Source organism: Pseudomonas sp. MOIL14HWK12:I2, from assembly GCF_000510745.1.
GTDB classification, from domain to species: Bacteria; Pseudomonadota; Gammaproteobacteria; order Pseudomonadales; family Pseudomonadaceae; genus Chryseomonas; species Chryseomonas oryzihabitans.
The window spans coordinates 169,662-185,395 of the sequence record NZ_AZOA01000007.1; the positions used below are offsets into that span (position 1 = coordinate 169,662).

Genomic DNA, 15,734 nt, shown 5'->3' on the forward strand with positions numbered 1-15,734 from the left:
GGAGACCGTGGCAGGGATGGCCGGACGATAGCACGGCGGGGAGGGGACGGCTCAGGCCGAGGCGGCGGTGCGCTGGGCGATCTGTTCGGGCTGGAAATCGCAGGTGAAGCAGCTGCCCTCGCCAGGCACGCTGTGGATGTCCAGGCCGCCGCGATGACGGATCAGCACGTGCTTGACGATGGCCAGGCCCAGGCCGGTGCCGCCGGTGCTGGAGGCGCGGCTGGCGTCGAGGCGATAGAAGCGTTCGGTCAGGCGCGGCAGGTGGCGGGCGTCGATACCGGGACCATTGTCCTGCACCGCGACATGGGCGCCTGCGGCGTCCTGCCAGGCACGCACCCGCACCTCGCCGCCTTCGGGGCTGTACTTGACCGCGTTGAACACCAGGTTGGAAAAGCAGCTGCGCAATTCGGTCTCGCTGCCCAGCAGGGCCAGACCCGGCTCGCATTCCAGGCTCAGGCGATGGCCCACGGCGCCGGACAGGGCACGACCGTCCTGCAGGATGGAGGCGAGCAGCGGCTCCAGGGCGACCGGGCGGTTGTCGGCGGGATAATCGGTGGCTTCCAGGCGGGCCAGCAGCAGCAGGTCGTCGATGGTGTGCTGCATGCGTCCGGCCTGCTGCTGCATCTGCCCCAGCGCCCGCCGCCAGCGCGGAGTGGCGTGGTCGGCGTTGTCCAGCAGGGTCTCCAGGTAGCCGGTGATCACCGTCAGCGGGGTGCGCAATTCGTGGGAGACGTTGGCGACGAAATCCTTGCGCATCTGTTCCAGCTGATGGACGCGGGTCACGTCGCGCACCAGCAGCAGCCGGTCGCCTTCGCCGAAGCGGGTCACCAGGATGTGCAGGTACTGGTCGTCGTTGAGCGGCGAGGCCAGCTCCAGCGGCTCGCCATAGTCGCCGCCGAGAAAGTAGTCGGAAAAGCGCGGATGGCGCACCAGGTTGGTGATGGGCTGACCGAGGTCCTGGGGCTGGCGCAGGCCCAGCAGGGTTTCCGCGGCGCGGTTCCACCATTCCAGGTTGCCATGGCGATCCACCAGGATGATGGCGTCGCGCAGGGCCTCGGTGGAGGCCTGGGCGCGACCGATCACGGCGAGCAATTCCTCGCGCTGGCGCTGTTCGTGGCGCTGGCGCCGATAGAGCCGGTCGAATACCTCGCCCCACAGGCCCTCGGCTTCCGGCGGCGCGCCCGGGGCCTCGCTCAGCAGCCAGGCCTGCAGGCGCAACAGGTGCCTCAGGGTGACCGCCAGATAGACCGCCAGTCCCAGGGCCACCGCCAGGCCGACATGGCCGAAGGGCCAGCCGGCCAGGGCGCAGCCGGCGACCACGGTCGACAGCTGGGTGGCCAGGCGGGAGCGCCAGTTGATGTTCACGGCGGCGGTGATCCCGCGTCAGAGTTTGGTGGAAAAGCGATACCCGGTGCCGCGCACCGTCTGTACCAGGTTCTCGTAGGTCTCGCCGAGGGCCTTGCGCAGGCGGCGGATGTGCACGTCCACGGTACGTTCCTCGACATAGACGTTGCCACCCCAGACCTGATCCAGCAGCTGGCCGCGGGTATAGGCACGCTCCTGGTGGGTCATGAAGAACTGCAGCAGACGGTATTCGGTGGGACCCATCTCGGCGGGCGCGCCGTCGATGGTCACCCGGTGGCTGATCGGATCGAGGATCAGGCCGTTGACCTCCAGCGGACCGTCGTTCTCCAGGTGCCCGGTGCGGCGCAGCACGGCCTTCAGGCGCGCCACCAGCTCGCGGGGCGAGAAGGGCTTGGTGATGTAGTCGTCGGCACCGGTCTCCAGGCCCTGGACCTTGTTGTCCTCGTCACCCTTGGCCGTGAGCATGATGATGGGGATGGCGTCGGTCAGCTCGTCGCGCTTGAGGCGGCGGGCCAGTTCCAGGCCGGAGGTGCCGGGCAGCATCCAGTCGAGCAGGATGAGATCGGGCTTGCGATCGACGATCAGGGCGTGGGCGTCCTTGCTGTTGTCCGCCTCCAGGCATTCATAGCCCGCCATTTCCAGGGCCACGGCGATCATCTCGCGAATGGGCGCCTCATCGTCGACGATCAGGATGGATTTACCCGTCATGGAGCGCTCTGCCTCTCGAGTCCTTGCAATGTGCCGTGCATTAGATAGCGCCAATATTGCAGCTATGTGACAAGGCTGTCATATCTAACTTATATCCCAACATATGGGATGACGTATCACATATTGAGATTTGCCGAAGAGGCTTCTAGAGTGAAGGCCATGAACGACAACAATTCCAACAAGGGCGAAGCGCCCAGCGGGGCCCAGGCCCTGTTCCGCGGCCTGGCCGTGCTCGAAGCCGTGGCCGCCGGGGCTGACAGCCTGGCCCAGGTCGGTGCCGCCATCGGCTGCACCCGCAGCACCACCCATCGGCTGGTTGCTGCCCTGACCCAGGCGGGTTATCTGCGCAGCGATGGCGGGCGGCTGATCCTCGGCAGCCATCTCATCGCCCTCGGCTACCAAGCCCGCGAGCAGCTGCCGCTGACCGGTGTGGCCCGGCCCCACCTACAACGCCTGGCCCAGCACTGTGGCGACACCGTGCACCTGGGCGTGCGCGAGGGCGGCGATGTCCTCTATCTCGACAAGCTGCCCGGCAGCCGTGGCCTGGAGATGAGATCCCGGGTCGGGCTGCGCATGCCGTTGGCGCTGACCGGGGTCGGCAAGGCGCTGATGCTGGATCTCGCCGAGGGCGAGTGGGAAGCCCTCTATGGCGAAGGTGTGGCCCGGCGCACCGGCCAGCCCGGGCTGCGCGAGGATTTCCTGCCCTGGGCGGACTACCGTGCGCGGCTGCGGCGCCACGCCGCCGAGGGCTATGCCCTGGATCTGGAAGAAAACGAACTGGGCATCCGCTGCGTGGCCGCGCCCATCCGCGGCGCCGACGGCGCCATCGTCGCGGCCCTCAGCGTGGCCAGTGCCATCCCCTACATGCCCGAGGCGCGGCTGCACGAGTTGCAGCCCGAGGTCACTGCCTGCGCCCGGGCCATTTCCCGCGAACTCGGCTGGAGCCCTGCATGACCGCCACCCCGCACCTCATCGGCCTCGACTGGGGCACCTCGTCCCTGCGGGCTCAGCTGTTCGACGCCCAGGGTGCCGTGCTGGAAACCCGCAGCCGGCCCTGGGGCATCATGCATGTGCCCGACGGCGACTTCGCCGCGGCCTATCGCGCCCTGGTGGGCGACTGGCGCGAGGCCCAGCCGGACCTGCCCGCCATCGCCTGCGGCATGGTCGGCAGTCGCGGCGGCTGGCGCGAGGTGCCCTATGCCGACTGCCCGGCCGATGTCCACAGCCTGGCCGCCGGCCTGCTGCGCCTGGACACGGGCTGCGGCGACCTCCACCTGGTTCCCGGAGTGATGCAGCGCGGCGCCTTGCCCAACGTCCTGCGTGGCGAGGAAACCCAGGTGTTCGGCGCCCTCGAACTGGAGCCGGACCTGGCCGCCGAAGCCCTGCTGGTCCTGCCCGGCACCCACAGCAAGTGGGTACGGGTGCGCGACGGTCGTCTCACCGACTTCGCCACCTACATGACCGGCGAGTTGTTCGCCGTCTTGCGCGAACACTCCATCCTGGGTCGTCCGGCCAGCGAAGCCGGTCCCGAGGCCAGTGCCGAGGCCTTCCGCCTGGGTCTCACCACCGCCCGCGACGCCGGCGCCGAGGGCCTGTTCGGCCGCCTCTTCACCGCCCGCAGCCGGGTCCTGGCCGGCGAACTGGGCGCGGCGCACAGCCTCGACTACCTCTCCGGCCTGCTGATCGGCGAAGAGTTGCGCAGCCAGGTCGCCGCCCTCGCGGGCGCCACCTGTCCACCCCTGGTGCTGATCGGCGACGCGGCGCTCTGCCAGCGCTATCGCGACGCCCTGGCGCTATTCGACATCCACCAGGTCCGCCTGCTGGAGCAGGCCACCCGGGCCGGGCTCTGGCGCCTGGCCCAGGCCGCCGACCTGCTCCCAACCTCTGGAGGCTCCCATGCTTGATACCTATCTCAAGGACCTGCCGCTGATCGCCATCCTGCGCGGCGTCACCCCGGACGAGATCGTCGCGGTCGGGCGCGCCCTGCATGACGCCGGCTTTCGCGTCATCGAGATCCCGCTCAATTCGCCGCAGCCCTACGAGAGCATCCGCCGGCTCACCGCCGAGCTGGGCGAGAGCTGCCTGATCGGCGCCGGCACGGTGCTCACCGAAGCCCAGGTGGCCGAGGTGGACGCTGCCGGCGGCCGCCTGATCGTCTCGCCCAACGCCAACCTGGCGGTGATCCGCGCCAGCAAGGCCGCCGGCCTGGTCAGCGCCCCGGGCGTAGCCACGCCCTCGGAGGGCTTCGCCGCCCTCGACGCCGGTGCCGACAGCCTCAAGCTGTTTCCCGCCGAGCAACTCGGCCCGGCGGTGGTCAAGGCCTGGCGCGCGGTCTTTCCCAAGGAGCTGGCGCTGCTGCCGGTGGGCGGCATCACCCCGGACAACATGGGCCCCTACGTGGCCGCCGGTGCCAACGGCTTCGGCCTCGGCTCGGCGCTGTACAAGCCGGGCCTGAGCGCGGCGCAGGTGAGCGCCAACGCCCAGGCGTTTGCGGCTGGGTGGCGCGCTCTTTCCTGATCTGATCGCGGTCATGGACCGCTCCTACTGTAGGAGCGGTCCATGACCGCGATCCCTCGATCCAACAATTAAAATCGAGACTCCACACCATGAAGATCACCAAACTCACCACCTATGTCGTCCCGCCGCGCTGGTGCTTTCTCAAGATCGAGACCGACGAAGGTATCCACGGCTGGGGCGAACCCGTGCTGGAAGGCCGCGCCCATAGCGTGGCGGCGGCGGTCGAGGAACTGGCCGACTACCTGATCGGCAAGGACCCGCGCAACATCGAAGACCACTGGACGGTGCTCTACCGCGGCGGCTTCTATCGCGGTGGTGGCATCCACATGAGCGCCTTGGCCGGCATCGACCAGGCGCTGTGGGACATCAAGGGCAAGGCCCTGGGCGTGCCGGTGCACGAGCTGCTCGGCGGCCAGGTGCGCGACAGCATCCGCGTCTATTCCTGGATCGGCGGCGACCGCCCGGCGGAGACCGCGGCCCAGGCGCTGGAGCGCCAGGCCAAGGGCTTCACCGCGATCAAGATGAACGCCAGCGAAGAGATGCAGTTCGTCGACACCTACGACAAGGTCGACCAGGTGATCGCCAACGTCGCCGCCATCCGCGACGCCTGCGGTCCGCACTTCGGCATCGGCGTGGACTTCCATGGCCGGGTGCACAAGCCCATGGCCAAGGTGCTGGTCAAGGAACTGGAACAGTTCCGCCTGATGTTCATCGAGGAGCCGGTGCTCAGCGAGCACCACGAGGCGCTCAAGGAGATCGCCCTGATGAGCAACACGCCCATCGCCCTGGGCGAGCGGCTGTACTCGCGCTGGGACTTCAAGCGCATCCTCCAGGAAGGCTACGTCGACATCCTGCAGCCCGATCCCTCCCATGCCGGCGGCATCACCGAGACGCGCAAGATCGCCAACATGGCCGAGGCCTACGACGTCGCCATCGCCCTGCATTGCCCGCTCGGTCCCATCGCCCTGGCGGTCAACCTGCAGCTGGACGCCAACTGCTACAACGCCTTCATCCAGGAGCAGAGCCTGGGCATCCACTACAACCAGGGCAACGACCTGCTGGACTACATCAAGAATCCCGAGGTGTTCGACTACGGCGACGGCCACGTGAAGATCCCCCAGGGACCAGGGCTGGGCGTGGAGGTCAACGAGGAATTCGTCAAGGAACGCGCGGCCATCGGCCATCGCTGGCGCAACCCGGTGTGGCGGCACAAGGATGGCAGTTTCGCCGAGTGGTGAGAGACGCCCTCACCCCAACCCTCTCCCCAAGGGAGAGGGGGCAAGAGCAGGAGCGCGGAGTTTCGCTCTCGTTCGGACCGTCCCCTCTCCCTCTGGGAGAGGGCCAGGGTGAGGGAAAGCCGGACCACCGCCGCTGACCCCTCACCCCAATCCTCTCCCAAAGAGAGAGGGAGCAAGAACAGGAGCGCGGGGCTCGACCTCCGTACCGACCATCCCCTCTCCCTCTGGGAGAGGGCCAGGGTGAGGGCCGCCCCAGCAGCCTGACCCCAGACATCGACAACGCTCGCCACAACGTCAATTACAGGACCCGAGCCATGCCCACTCCCACCCACGCCTCCCCGGCGGCGGCCGCGGCCGCGCCGACCCTGGCCAAGCCCAGTCGGGCCCGCTTCTTCATCATGATGCTGCTGTTCGTCACCGTGGTGATCAACTACCTCGACCGCAGCAACCTTTCCATCGCCGCGCCGCACCTGGCCCAGGACCTGGGCATCGAGCCGGTGCACATGGGGCTGATCCTCTCGGCCTTCGGCTGGACCTACGCCGCCATGCAGATCCCCGGTGGCTGGCTGGTGGACAAGGTCGCCCCGCGCATCCTCTATCCGGTGGCCATCGCGCTCTGGTCGCTGGCCACCATCGGCCTGGGCTTCGTCGGCAGCTTCATCGGCCTGATCATCCTGCGCCTTGCCGTGGGGGCCCTTGAGGCGCCGGCCTATCCGATCAACAACCGGGTGGTCACCACCTGGTTTCCCGAGCGCGAGCGGGCCACCGCCATCGGCTTCTACACCTCCGGCCAATTCGTCGGCCTGGCCTTTCTCACCCCGGTGCTGATCTACCTGCAGCAGACCTTCGGCTGGCACATGGTCTTTGTCGTCACCGGTGGCGTCGGCATCCTCTGGGCGGCCATCTGGTACCTGGTCTATCGCGAACCCAAGGACTTCCGCGGCGCCAATGCCGCCGAGGTCGCGCTGATCCAGGAGGGCGGTGGCCTGGTCGACCTGGAACAGAAGAACCGCAGCCGCGCCGCCTTCCAGTGGCGTGACCTCTGGAGCGTGCTCAACAAGCGCAAGCTCTGGGGCATCTACATCGGCCAGTTCTGCCTCAATTCCACCCTCTGGTTCTTCCTGACCTGGTTCCCCACCTACCTGGTGAAATACCGCGGCATGGACTTCATCAAGGCCGGCTTCCTCGCCTCGCTGCCGTTCCTGGCCGCCTTTCTCGGGGTGATCTGCTCGGGGCTGCTGTCGGACTGGCTGATCCGCCGCGGCGCTTCCGTAGGCCTGGCGCGCAAGCTGCCGATCATCGGCGGCCTCCTGATCTCCACCAGCATCGTCGGCGCCAACTTCGTCGACTCGCCCGCGCTGATCATCGCCTGCCTGGCACTGGCCTTCTTTGGCAACGGCCTGGCCTCCATCACCTGGTCGATGGTCTCGGCCATGGCGCCGGAGCGGCTGATCGGCCTTACCGGCGGGATGTTCAACTTCATCGGCAACCTCTCCGCCATCTGCGTGCCCATCGTCATCGGCTTCCTGGTCAAGGACGGCAGCTTCGCTCCGGCCATCGCCTTCATCGGCGTGACCGCGCTGATCGGCGCCCTCTGCTACGGCCTGGTGGTGGGCAAGGTGGAACGTCTGCCCGAATAAGGGCGACTAAAGGAGCGCCTTCCGCTCTGGTTGCGGAGGCGCTCTGCCACCGGCCGTGCCGGACCCATAACGACAACAAAGGAGTCTCCCCATGCCACTCGCCCGTCGCACCTTTCTTGGCGTGTCCCTGGCCGCCTCGGCCGGTCTGGTCGCCAGCCGCGCCCTGGCCGACGACAAGTTCGGTCTCACCCGCAACTGGGAGGGCAAGCCGCCCATCGTCATGCCCGATCCGGCCTGGGAGATCCACGACCCGGCCTTCAAGGGACGCCTGGGTAATGCCTTCGTCGAACGCCTCTGGTCCGGCGGTCTCTGGACTGAAGGCCCGGTGTGGATGGCCGACTGGCGCTGCTTGCTGTTCAGTGACATCCCCAATGCCCGGGTGATGCGCTGGAGCGTCGACGACGGCCACGTCAGCGTCTATGACAACCAGTCCCACAACGCCAACGGCCACACCCGTGATCGCGAGGGTCGGCTGATCAGTTGCGAGCACGACAGCCGCCGCGTCACCCGCCGCGAGTTGAATGGCAGCGTCACGGTGCTGCTCGACCGCTTCGACGGCAAGCCGCTGAACGCCCCCAACGACGTGGTGGTCGGGGCCGATGGCGCCATCTGGTTCACCGATCCGGGCTACGGCATCCTCGGCGCCTACGAGGGCCACAAGGCCGACTTCGAGCTGCCCACCAACGTCTATCGCATCGATCCCCAGGGCAAGGCCACGGTGGCGGTGGGCGACTTCGGCCGCCCCAATGGCCTGGCTTTCGCGCCCGACGGCAAGCGCCTCTACATCAGCGACACCGCTGGCGGCGGCAATCCCGGCAAGCCCAATCACCTCAGGGCGTTCACCGTGAAGGACGACGGCACCCTCGGCGGTGGCGAGGTGCTGATCGACGCCAAGGAGCAGGGCGTGATCGACGGCTTCCGCGTCGACAGCGACGGCAACCTCTGGTGCAGCTGGGCCGGCTCGGCCGAGCAGAACAGCGTGCGGGTCTTCACGCCAGGCGGCCAGCCGCTGGCCACCCTGCACCTGCCGGAAACCGTCTCCAACGTCGAATTCGGCGGCCTCAAGGGCAATCGCCTGTTCATCACCGGCGGTGGTTCGCTCTATGCCACCTATGTGAACGCCCAGCCCGCGCGGCTCTGGTAGGGGCTTCTCATCAGCCGAACCAAGGGTCGTTGGACAGGTCTGTAACAAACGGATACGGAACGACCCGCGACAACAAGATCGCCCACAAGGCGAGCGAGGAGCCTCAGTCATGAGCAACACCACCACCCACGCCGACGGTCACGTCACCGAAAAGGCGCAGCCCAAGGCGATCTTCGCCTGCCTGATGGCCGCCCTGGCCGGCCTCATGTTCGGCCTCGACATCGGCGTCATTTCCGGCGCCACCAAATTCATCCAGCAGGAATTCCAGATCTCCGATCAGGTGATCGAGTGGATCGTCTCCAGCATGATGGCCGGCGCCGCCCTGGGCGCGCTGGGCGCCGGTTCGCTGTCGGCCAAGCTGGGTCGCAAGAAGTCCCTGATGCTGGGCGCCATCCTGTTCGTCATCGGCTCGATCCTCTGTGGCCTGGCCACCTCGCCGACCATGCTGATCTTCGCCCGCTTCCTGCTCGGCCTCGCCATCGGCATCGCCTCCTTCACCGCGCCGCTGTACCTGGCCGAGGTCGCCCCGGAAAACATCCGCGGCTCGATGATCTCGCTGTACCAGCTGATGATCACCGCGGGCATCCTGATCGCCTTCCTGTCCAACACCGCCTTCAGCTACTACGAGGCCTGGCGCTGGATGCTCGGCATCATCGCCATCCCCGGGGTGCTGTTCCTGATCGGCGTCTTCGCCCTGCCGGACAGTCCGCGCTGGCTGATCATGGCCGGGCGCAAGCAGGAGGCCATCAAGGTCCTGCACAAGCTGCGCGGTGACGAAAAGGTCATCCAGCAGGAAGTCGCCGAGATCGAAGAGCAGCTCAAGGTGCCGCAGAAGGGCTGGTCGCTGTTCAAGGAGAACGCCAACTTCCGCCGCTCGGTGGGCCTGGGCGTGCTCTTGCAGGTGGTGCAGCAATTCACCGGCATGAACGTGGTGATGTACTACGCGCCGCGCATCTTCGAAGGCATGGGCTACGACACCGCTGCCCAGATGTGGTTTACCGCCGCGGTCGGTCTGACCAACGTGCTGGCCACCTTCATCGCCATCTTCCTGGTCGACAAGTGGGGCCGCAAACCCATCCTCTATACCGGCTTCGTGGTCATGGCCGTGGGCCTGGGCGTGGTCGGCACCATGCTCGGCATGGGCAACCTGAGCCACGGCCAGCAGACCTTTACCGTGGTCATGCTGCTGATCTTCATCGTCGGCTTCGCCATGTCGGCCGGTCCGCTGATCTGGACCCTGTGCTCGGAAGTCCAGCCGCTCAAGGGCCGCGACTTCGGCATCGGCTGCTCCACCTTCACCAACTGGATCGCCAACATGATCGTCGGCGCCACCTTCCTGACCATGCTGGGCACCCTGGGGCAGGGCACCACCTTCTGGATCTATGCCGGTCTGAACGTGGTGTTCATCTTCCTGGTGTTCCTGCTGGTACCGGAGACCAAGGGCGTCACCCTGGAGCGCATCGAACGCAACCTGATGCAGGGCAAGCGCCTGCGCGACCTCGGTCAGTAGGCTCGAGCGCACAGGAAAACGCCCGGCATAGCCGGGCGTTTTTCATTACCGATCCCAGTGCTTGTGTCGGTGCTTGGCGTGCTTCCAGCCCTTGCCGGGGTGGTCGCGATAGCCCCGATAGCCGCGGTCGTCGCGACCGCTGTCGCCGAGGTTGTTGCCCAGGGCACCGCCGGCACCGCCCCCCAGGGCCGCGCCGACCAGACCGCCGGTGCTACCACCGACTCTATTGCCGATCACGTTGCCGCCCGCCGCGCCCAGGCCACCGCCGATGGCGGCCTCGGTCCGATTGCGCCGGTCAGCGCCCAGTACACCACCTGCTGCACCGCCGACGCCGGCACCGATGGCCGCACCGGTGCTGCCGCCGACCTGCTGGCCGACCAGGGTACCGAGTACGCCACCCACGGCGCCGCCGAGTCCGGCTTCGGTATTGCCCGCATACGCCGGGGCAACGCCCGCCAGGGCAAGCAACAAGAACAGGGCTGAAGGTTTCATGGAGTCCACTCCGTGGTAGAGACGAGCCGATCCTCGGCAAAAATCGCTGCCCTGGCAAGTACCGAACGGTCGTTTGAATGGTAAAGGTTGTCTTTACCCATTCCTTTGATTTCCTTGAACAAACCTATACGGGAATCGCCGGTCTCGGCCGTTTTCCGGGTCTGGAACGAGGCCTGCAGCCGGGCGAAGGCTGGTCTAGACTCAAGGCGATCGCGCCGCCAAGGGGACTCCATGATTCATGCTCGTCTGCTGTCCGGCTGTCTCCTGTTCCTTGTCAGCGCCAGCGCCTCGGCCTGGGAATACACCCTCATCGCCCCCGACAAGCCGGTGCAGAACTGGAGCATCAGCAGCGATCGCCTGGGCCTGCGCGATGGCCTGGCCTTTGCCGTCGGCGTGCACCGCCTGAGTGGCGGGCGCCAGGAAGGCTCGGTGCTGATCGAGATCGACACCGGCGCCCTGCAGCTCACCGTGGTGGCGACCCGCGGCATGAACGTCCTGCGCGCCCAGGCCGGCACCCTGCGACTGGGCTGGGATTCGCCGGTGCGCGAGGTGGTCAATCCGGCCTTCGTCAACCTGGAGAGCCGCAATGGCCTGGGCTGGTTGGAAGGCTTCAACGAACTGGTGGCGCGCGCCGGCTTCGAGTGGGTCGGCCACCCCGGAATGGACCGGGGGCAACTGCTGACCCTGCACGGTCGGGCCAGCTACCTGCCGGCCAGCCAGGTGGTGCTGACCATCGACGAACAGCCGCCGCACCGCATCAGCCTCAAGGGCGTGCTGCACGAGGAGGCCTTCAAGCAGGCCAACTTTCGCATCGACACCGAACTGGTCACCCACGCCGGGGCCACCGGCTTCACCCTGCACGATCGCCTGACCAACCAGGGGGCGCACGCCGCCGAGTACCAGGTGCTCTATCACAGCAATTTCGGGCCGCCGCTGCTCGGTGAAGGCGCCCGGTTCGCCGCGCCGGTGCGGGAGGTGTCACCCTTCGATGCGCGGGCGCGCCAGGAGCTGGCGGAGTGGCAGACCTATCGCGCGCCCACGCCGGGCTATGGCGAGACGGTCTACAACCTCTATCCCTGGGGCGACGATCAGGGGCGCAGCCTCGCGGTACTGCACGATCGCAGTGCCCACCAGGGCGTGGCGCTGGCCTTCAATGTGCGGGAATTGCCGGTCTTCACCCTGTGGAAGAACACCGATGCCAAGGCCCAGGGCTATGTCACCGGCCTGGAGCCGGGCACCAGCTTTTCCTACAACCGCAGCCAGCAGCGGGCCCTGGGGCTGGTGCCGCGCATCGAGGCCGGCGGCACGCGCGACTTCACTCTCGACTATCGGCTGCTGGCCACCGCCGCCGAGGTCCGGCAGGCGCTGGAGCAGGTCGAAGGCATCCGCCACGGACGGCCGACCCAGGTGCGCGAGGCGCCGCTGGCCCGGGAGCCCTAGCGGCAAGGCCGGCGGGTGCTAGCGCCGCGCGGGCAGGGGGCGGGTGCGGCCGCTGCCATCGATGGCCACGAAGACGAATACCGCCTCGGTCACCTTGCTCCACTCGCTGGACAGCGGATCGTCGCTCCAGACCTCGATGAGGATCTGGATGGAGCTGCGGCCCACCTCCAGGGTGTTGGTATAGAAGGAGAGCTGTGCGCCCACGGGCACCGGCGTCATGAAGGCCATGCGGTCGATGGCCACGGTGGCCACGCGCCCGGCGGCCAGGCGACTGGCCATGGCGCTGCCGGCCAGGTCCATCTGGGCCACCAGCCAGCCGCCGTAGATGTCGCCGAAGCCATTGGTCTCGCGGGGCAGCGCAGTGATCTGCATGGCCAGGTCGCCCTGGGGGATGGGATCTTCTTGTTCGAGCTCTTCGATCATGACAGGGCCCTCGGGAGCCCGGATAGGTAGGTAACGTTCAGCATCTGCACGCAAGAATGCTGCCAATCTCTCGGCGGAGATCGTTAGGGGGCTACAGTATAACGCCTGGGGCAGGGCGGCTCGACCGCTTTTGCACCAGGATGGAACAGCCATAGCTCGGCAGATGAGCCCTGAATGGGCACTGAATGAATAGCGGAAATTCCTTGCAGATTTGCTATCGTGGAGACCGTGCACGGCCAGGCAATCCAGAGGGCCCTGCACGTCCGATGATCAGGTAATGATCGGTAGACCTGCTGCCGCCGTGCTCCACAAGAGCGCAGGCGGCGCGGTGCAGGTCCGGCGCCCATCCGGCGACCCGCCCGATCCCTGCCAGCCGCTCCAGGCGGACGGTCACTCGGGGCCGCGTCTTGTCCGCTACACCCGGAGGGATGCCAGAGGCCGAATTTCCTTTGCGCTCCTCTCTTGTCCGGGATCCTCGATGAAACTGCAATCCGCCTCTGCGCCGCTCACGTCGCGCCCTCTGGGCCGCAACGACTACAAGACCCTCTCGCTGTCCGCCCTGGGCGGCGCGCTGGAGTTCTACGACTTCGTCATCTTCGTCTTCTTCGCCGCGGTGGTGGGGAAGCTGTTCTTTCCCGCCGACATGCCCGACTGGCTGCGACAGATGCAGACCTTCGGCATCTTCGCCGCGGGCTATCTGGCACGTCCGCTGGGCGGCATCATCATGGCCCACTTCGGCGACCTGCTCGGGCGCAAGAAGATGTTCACCCTAAGCATCTTCATGATGGCCCTGCCGACCCTGGGCATGGGCCTGATGCCCACCTACGCGCAGATCGGCGTGGCCGCGCCGATCCTGCTGCTGGTGCTGCGCATCATCCAGGGCGCGGCCATCGGCGGCGAGGTGCCCGGCGCCTGGGTGTTCGTCTCCGAACACGTCCCCGGCAAGCACGTCGGCTATGCCTGCGGCACCCTGACCGCCGGTCTCACCTTCGGCATCCTGCTCGGCTCGCTGATGGCGACCCTGATCAACACCGTCTTCACCCCGGTGGAAGTGGCCGACTACGCCTGGCGCTTTCCCTTCCTGATCGGCGGCGTCTTCGGCCTGTTCTCGGTCTACCTGCGCCGCTGGCTGCACGAGACGCCGGTGTTCGCCGAACTGGCGATCCACAAGTCGCTGGCCGAGGAAGTGCCGCTCAAGGCCGTGCTGCGCGACCACCGCAGCAGCGTGATCCTGTCCATGCTGCTGACCTGGATGCTCACCGCCGGCATCGTGGTGGTCATCCTCATGACCCCGACCCTGCTGCAGACCCAGTACGGCTTCTCCGCCGCCCTGGCGCTCAAGGCCAACAGCCTGGCCATCGTCTTCCTGACCCTGGGCTGCATCGTCTCCGGCGCCTTGTCCGATCGCTTCGGCAGCGGCCCGGTGTTCATCGGCGGCGGTCTCATCCTGGCAGTGGCCAGCTGGGCGCTCTATGCCGGTCTCAAGGTCCATCCGGAATGGCTGTTCCCGCTCTATGCCCTGGCCGGCGCGGCGGTCGGCGTCATCGGCGGCGTGCCGCGGGTGATGGTGCTGGCCTTCCCGCCCAAGGTGCGCTTCTCGGGGCTGTCGTTCTCCTACAACGTGGCCTACGCCATCTTCGGCGGCCTGACCCCCATGGTCGTCACCCTGATGCTCAAGCAGCATCCGCTGGGCCCGGCCTGGTACGTCATGGGCCTGGCCCTGCTGGGCGTGGGCATCGGCTGCTACCTGCTCAGCCGCGAGCGCCGCGCCGCCGCCCTGGCACCCGCCTGATCCCGGCCGGTCATGCCGCCCGCCGTGGCGGCGTGACCGGGTTGGCCAGGCCGACCCGCAGGGGCGACCTCGGCATCGCCAAAAACGCCATCCCCACAGACGCCGCGCTTCGCGAGGACTAGGCTCGAACCGCTAGAGCCAGTCCAACAATAACAGCGAGGTGCAACATGTCCGGTAATCGTGGCGTCGTCTATCTGGGCGCGGGCAAGGTCGAGGTGCAGACCATTCCCTACCCGAAGATGGAAACCCCGCAGGGCAAGCGTATCGACCACGGCGTCATCCTGCGCGTGGTCTCCACCAACATCTGTGGTTCAGACCAGCACATGGTGCGCGGCCGGACCACTGCCCCCGAAGGCCTGGTGCTCGGCCACGAGATCACCGGCGAGGTCATCGAAGCGGGTCGTGACGTCGAGACCCTCAAGGTCGGCGATCTGGTCTCGGTGCCCTTCAACGTCGCCTGCGGTCGCTGCCGCACCTGCAAGGAGCAGGACACCGGCGTCTGCCTGACCGTCAATCCCTCGCGCGCCGGCGGTGCCTACGGCTACGTCGACATGGGCGGCTGGGTCGGTGGCCAGGCCGAATACGTGCTGGTCCCCTATGCCGACTTCAACCTGCTCAAGCTGCCGAATCGCGACGCGGCCATGGAAAAGATCCGTGACCTGACCTGCCTGTCCGACATCCTGCCCACCGGCTACCACGGCGCCGTCACCGCCGGCGTCGGTCCGGGCACCAGCGTCTATGTCGCCGGGGCCGGCCCGGTCGGTCTGGCCGCGGCCGCCTCGGCCCGCCTGCTGGGCGCCGCCGTGGTCATCGTCGGCGACGTCAACCCGGTACGCCTGGCCCACGCCAAGGCCCAGGGCTTCGAGATCGCCGACCTGTCCCAGGACACCCCGCTGCACGAGCAGATCGCCGCGCTGCTGGGCACGCCGGAGGTGGATTGTGCGGTCGACGCCGTCGGCTTCGAAGCCCGTGGCCATGGTCACGAAGGCGCCAAGAGCGAGGCCCCGGCCACCGTGCTGAACTCACTGATGGGCATCGTGCGGGTGGCCGGCAAGATCGGCATCCCCGGCCTCTACGTCACCGACGATCCGGGTGCCGTGGACGCCGCCGCCAAGCAGGGTGCTCTGAGCATCCGCTTCGGTCTGGGCTGGGCCAAGTCCCACAGCTTCCACACCGGCCAGACCCCAGTGATGAAGTACAACCGCCAGCTGATGCAGGCGATCATGTGGGATCGCATCAAGATCGCCGACATCGTCGGTGTACAGGTGATCACCCTGGACGAGGCCCCCCGCGGCTACAGCGAATTCGATTCGGGCGTCCCGAAGAAATTCGTCATCGATCCGCACAAGCTGTTCAGCGCGGCCTAGCTATTGCACTAAGGATTTTGCCCGAGACTGCTGGCCATTTGGCATTTCTCGGGCAAGCCGTGCAGTCGTTTGGCGCACCAGGGGGTCTATCCCGCAGC

At 67.3% G+C, this 15,734-nt stretch carries 14 protein-coding genes; 10 read left to right on the top strand and 4 right to left on the bottom strand.

Annotated elements, in window-relative coordinates; genetic code table 11:
* Positions 1 to 51: 51 nt before the first annotated feature.
* Together phoR and phoB are read right to left on the bottom strand one after the other, a co-directional pair.
* Positions 52 to 1,365, bottom strand: coding sequence for a phosphate regulon sensor histidine kinase PhoR (gene phoR, locus PSK12I2_RS0103890; protein WP_027597381.1), 1,314 nt, complete (start codon positions 1,363 to 1,365; stop codon positions 52 to 54).
* 18 nt (positions 1,366 to 1,383) lie between these two features.
* Positions 1,384 to 2,073, bottom strand: a complete 690-nt coding sequence (phoB, locus tag PSK12I2_RS0103895) for a phosphate regulon transcriptional regulator PhoB (protein WP_007159925.1) — start codon at positions 2,071 to 2,073, stop codon at positions 1,384 to 1,386.
* Positions 2,074 to 2,232: 159 nt separating this feature from the next.
* Between phoB and PSK12I2_RS0103900 the strand changes: the two genes are divergently transcribed.
* The 7 genes from PSK12I2_RS0103900 (at position 2,233) to PSK12I2_RS0103930 (ending at position 10,122) form a co-directional block, all read left to right on the top strand.
* The gene (locus PSK12I2_RS0103900; RefSeq protein WP_027597382.1) at positions 2,233 to 3,027 is read left to right on the top strand and encodes an IclR family transcriptional regulator; all 795 of its coding nucleotides are present in this window, start codon (positions 2,233 to 2,235) and stop codon (positions 3,025 to 3,027) included.
* Positions 3,024 to 3,977, top strand: coding sequence for a 2-dehydro-3-deoxygalactonokinase (locus PSK12I2_RS0103905; RefSeq protein ID WP_027597383.1), 954 nt, complete (start codon positions 3,024 to 3,026; stop codon positions 3,975 to 3,977). Before PSK12I2_RS0103900 ends, PSK12I2_RS0103905 begins: the two co-directional genes overlap by 4 nt.
* A complete protein-coding gene (locus PSK12I2_RS0103910) occupies positions 3,970 to 4,590 on the top strand; it encodes a 2-dehydro-3-deoxy-6-phosphogalactonate aldolase (RefSeq protein ID WP_027597384.1) in 621 nt (206 codons plus the stop codon). Before PSK12I2_RS0103905 ends, PSK12I2_RS0103910 begins: the two co-directional genes overlap by 8 nt.
* Before the next feature lie 89 nt (positions 4,591 to 4,679).
* Positions 4,680 to 5,828 (top strand): galactonate dehydratase, encoded by a 1,149-nt coding sequence (dgoD, locus tag PSK12I2_RS0103915; protein WP_007159921.1) that lies wholly within the window; start codon positions 4,680 to 4,682, stop codon positions 5,826 to 5,828.
* Positions 5,829 to 6,142: 314 nt separating this feature from the next.
* Positions 6,143 to 7,468, top strand: coding sequence for an MFS transporter (locus PSK12I2_RS0103920; protein WP_037006612.1), 1,326 nt, complete (start codon positions 6,143 to 6,145; stop codon positions 7,466 to 7,468).
* Positions 7,469 to 7,559: 91 nt separating this feature from the next.
* Positions 7,560 to 8,612, top strand: coding sequence for an SMP-30/gluconolactonase/LRE family protein (locus tag PSK12I2_RS0103925; protein WP_027597386.1), 1,053 nt, complete (start codon positions 7,560 to 7,562; stop codon positions 8,610 to 8,612).
* A gap of 109 nt (positions 8,613 to 8,721) precedes the next feature.
* Complete coding sequence (locus PSK12I2_RS0103930) at positions 8,722 to 10,122, top strand: sugar porter family MFS transporter (RefSeq protein ID WP_027597387.1); 1,401 nt, start codon at positions 8,722 to 8,724, stop codon at positions 10,120 to 10,122.
* 45 nt (positions 10,123 to 10,167) lie between these two features.
* Here the strand turns inward: PSK12I2_RS0103930 and PSK12I2_RS0103935 are convergent, their stop codons facing one another.
* Positions 10,168 to 10,614 carry a hypothetical protein gene (locus PSK12I2_RS0103935; RefSeq protein WP_007159917.1) on the bottom strand — a complete coding sequence of 149 codons (447 nt, stop codon included), beginning with the start codon at positions 10,612 to 10,614 and terminating at the stop codon, positions 10,168 to 10,170.
* A 231-nt stretch (positions 10,615 to 10,845) separates the two neighbouring features.
* Between PSK12I2_RS0103935 and PSK12I2_RS0103945 the strand changes: the two genes are divergently transcribed.
* Positions 10,846 to 12,054, top strand: coding sequence for an aldose 1-epimerase family protein (locus PSK12I2_RS0103945; RefSeq protein WP_037007502.1), 1,209 nt, complete (start codon positions 10,846 to 10,848; stop codon positions 12,052 to 12,054).
* An 18-nt stretch (positions 12,055 to 12,072) separates the two neighbouring features.
* Here PSK12I2_RS0103945 and PSK12I2_RS0103950 read toward each other — a convergent pair whose 3' ends face one another.
* Complete coding sequence (locus PSK12I2_RS0103950) at positions 12,073 to 12,474, bottom strand: acyl-CoA thioesterase (protein WP_026083995.1); 402 nt, start codon at positions 12,472 to 12,474, stop codon at positions 12,073 to 12,075.
* Positions 12,475 to 12,961: 487 nt separating this feature from the next.
* On the opposite strand from PSK12I2_RS0103950, the gene PSK12I2_RS0103955 reads away from it, so the two are divergent.
* Positions 12,962 to 14,269 (top strand): MFS transporter, encoded by a 1,308-nt coding sequence (locus tag PSK12I2_RS0103955; RefSeq protein ID WP_169742418.1) that lies wholly within the window; start codon positions 12,962 to 12,964, stop codon positions 14,267 to 14,269.
* Positions 14,270 to 14,436: 167 nt separating this feature from the next.
* Complete coding sequence (gene fdhA, locus PSK12I2_RS0103960; protein ID WP_027597391.1) at positions 14,437 to 15,636, top strand: formaldehyde dehydrogenase, glutathione-independent; 1,200 nt, start codon at positions 14,437 to 14,439, stop codon at positions 15,634 to 15,636.
* The last annotated feature ends 98 nt before the right edge of the window (positions 15,637 to 15,734 follow it).